Below are 3067 nucleotides of genomic sequence, written 5' to 3' on the forward strand. Positions count from 1 at the left end.
GGAGGCGGGCCGGGCTCCGCGCACACCGCAGGAACAGATCCTGTGCGAACTGTTCGCCGAGGTGCTGGGCGTGCCGCGGGTCGGGGTCGACGACGACTTCTTCGACCTCGGCGGGCACTCCCTGCTCGCCACCCGGCTGGTCGCCCGCGTCCGCGCGGTGCTCGGCGTCGAGCTGGGGCTGCGCGCGCTCTTCCAGGCGCCCACTGCGGCTGGCCTGGCCGAGGCGTTGGCCGGGGCCGGCCACGCCCGCCCGGCGCTGACGGCGCACGTGCGGCCGGAAGCGGTACCGCTCTCCTTCGCCCAGCGCCGGCTCTGGTTCCTGCACCGCATGGACGGCACCGCCGCGACGTACCACATCCCGCTGGCGCTCCGGCTGACCGGGACGCTCGACGGAGCGGCGCTGGACGGGGCACTCGCCGACGTGGTGGCCCGGCACGAGAGCCTGCGGACGGTCTTCCCGGAGGTCGACGGCGTGCCGTACCAGTGCGTCCTGGACCCGGGTACGGCCCGGCCACGGGTGCGGTTGACCGCGGTGTCGGAGACCGAACTGCCCGAGCGGATGGCCGGGCCCGCCCGGCAGCCCTTCGACCTGTCGTCGGAACCGCCGCTGCGGGCCGAGCTGTTCGTGCTCGCGCCGCAGGAGCACGTGCTGCTGCTGGTGATGCACCACATCGCCGGTGACGGCTGGTCCACCGGCCCGCTGGCCCGCGACCTCGCCGAGGCGTACGCCGCCCGGTGCGAGGGCCGCACACCGAACTGGTCGGTCCTGCCGGTGCAGTACGCCGACTACACGCTGTGGCAGCGTGACCTGCTCGGCGACCCCGCCGACCCGGAGAGCCGGTTCGCCCAACAACTCGGCTACTGGACCCGCCAGTTGTCCGGCCTGCCGGAGTTGCTGCCGCTGCCCGCCGACCGGCCGCGGCCGGCCGTCGCCCGCTGGGACGGAGCCCAGGTCGACCTGGAGCTGAGTCCCGAACTGCACGTCGGGTTGACGGAGTTGGCGCGTCGGTCGGGTGCGAGTCTGTTCATGGTGCTGCAGGCGGCGTTGGCCGCGCTGTACACGCGGTTGGGGGCGGGTACCGACATCCCGATCGGAAGTCCGATCGCGGGGCGCACGGACCAGGCGCTGGACGAGCTCGTCGGGTTCTTCGTGAACACACTGGTCCTGCGCACCGACACGAGCGGTGACCCCAGCTTCGCCGAACTGCTCGGGCGGGTGCGGGAAACGGCACTGTCGGCGTACGCCCACCAGGACGTGCCGTTCGAGCACCTGGTGGAGGTACTGAACCCTTCCCGGTCGCTGTCCCACCACCCGCTGTTCCAGACCGTCCTCGCCGTGCAGAACGCCCCCATGGGCCGTTTCTCGCTGCCCGGCCTGGACGTCACCACCTACGCGGTGGCCACCGGAACCGCCAAGTTCGACCTCGGGGTGAACCTCGGCGAACGGTTCGGGCCGGACGGAAGCCCGGCCGGGATCATCGGCGCGGTGGAGTACGCCACCGACCTGTTCGACCGGGACACGGTCGCCGCCCTCGCCCGTCGCTGGACGCTGCTGCTGGAGGCGGTCACCGCGGACCCGGAGCAGCCGATCGGAGGGATCGACCTCCTCGACGCCGACGAGCGGCGCCGACTGCTGGAGCGTGGCAGCGCGGCCGCCCGTGACGTGGGCTCCGTGCCGGTGCCGGAGATGTTCGCGGCGCAGGCGGCGGCGACGCCGGACGCGGTCGCGCTCGTCCACGACGGTACCGAGTGGACCTACGCCCAGCTGAACGCTCGCGCGAACCGGTTCGCGCACGCGCTGATCGCCCGCGGCGTGGGACCGGAGCAGATCGTGGCAGTGGCACTGCCACGCTCCACGGAGTCGGTGGTGGCCGTCCTCGGCGTACTCAAGGCCGGAGCCGCCTACCTGCCGATCGACCCCTCCTACCCACAGGCACGGATCACGTTCATGCTCGACGACGCCCACCCCACCGTGGTCGTCGACGACCCGGCGGCAGTGGCCGAGGGAAACTGGCCCGACACCGACCCGGACCTCACGCTCGACGTCCGACACCCGGCCTACGTGATCTACACCTCTGGCTCGACCGGCCGACCCAAGGGCGTCATGGTCAGCCACGCCGGCGTGACGGGCCTGGTGGCGGCGCAGGTCGAGCGACTGGGCGTGGCGCCGGGCAGCCGGGTGCTCCAGTTCGCCTCGCCCAGTTTCGACGCGTCGTTCTGGGACCTGTGCAGCGCCCTGCTCACCGGTGCCGCCCTGGTCCTGGCCCCGCCCGAAACCCCGCTGGAGGCCCTGACGGACCGCAGGCTCGACGTCACCCACGTGACGCTGCCGCCCTCGGCCCTGACGGCGCTGGACGGCGCCGACGTCACGGCCGCCACCCTGGTGGTGGCGGGTGAAGCGTGTGCTCCGGAGCTGGTGGCCCGGTGGGCGCCAGGACGCCGGATGATCAACGCGTACGGTCCGACGGAGACGACGGTGTGCGCGACGATGAGCAACCCGCTCTCGCCCGGGTCGGGAGTGCCACCGATCGGCCGACCGGTCGCGGGTTTCCGGACCTACGTGCTGGACGAGCGGCTGCGCATCGTGCCGCCGGGTGTGGTGGGAGAGCTGTACGTCGCCGGCGCGGGACTCGCCCGCGGCTACCTGAACCGGCCCGGGCTCACCGCCGGCCGTTTCGTCGCCTGCCCGTTCACCACGGACGGCGCACGCATGTACCGCACCGGCGACCTGGTCAGGTGGCGCACCGACGGAGAGCTGGAGTACGTCGGCCGCGCCGACGACCAGGTGAAGGTGCGCGGCTTCCGGATCGAACCCGGCGAGATCGAGGCCGCCCTGGCCGAACACCCCGCCGTCGCCCGGGCCGCCGTCCTCGCGCAGGACGACCGGCTCGTCGCCCATGCGGCGCTGCGTCCCGACGCGGTCGTCAGCCCGGCGGCGCTGGCGGCGCATCTACGCGACCGCCTACCCGACTACCTGGTGCCTTCGGCGTTCGTGCTGTTGGACTCGCTGCCGCTGACGCCGAACGGGAAGCTGGACCGGGCGGCGCTGCCCGCGCCCGAGCCGGTG

At 73.3% G+C, this 3067-nt stretch carries 1 protein-coding gene; it reads left to right on the forward strand.

Annotated elements, in window-relative coordinates; all coding sequences use genetic code 11:
• A partial coding sequence (locus ACFV7Q_RS38610; RefSeq protein ID WP_385435629.1) for an amino acid adenylation domain-containing protein occupies positions 1-3067 on the forward strand: 3067 nt, incomplete at both ends.

Origin of the sequence: Streptomyces sp. NPDC059851 (genome assembly GCF_042732005.1) — a bacterium.
Classification (GTDB): Bacteria; Actinomycetota; Actinomycetes; order Streptomycetales; family Streptomycetaceae; genus Streptomyces.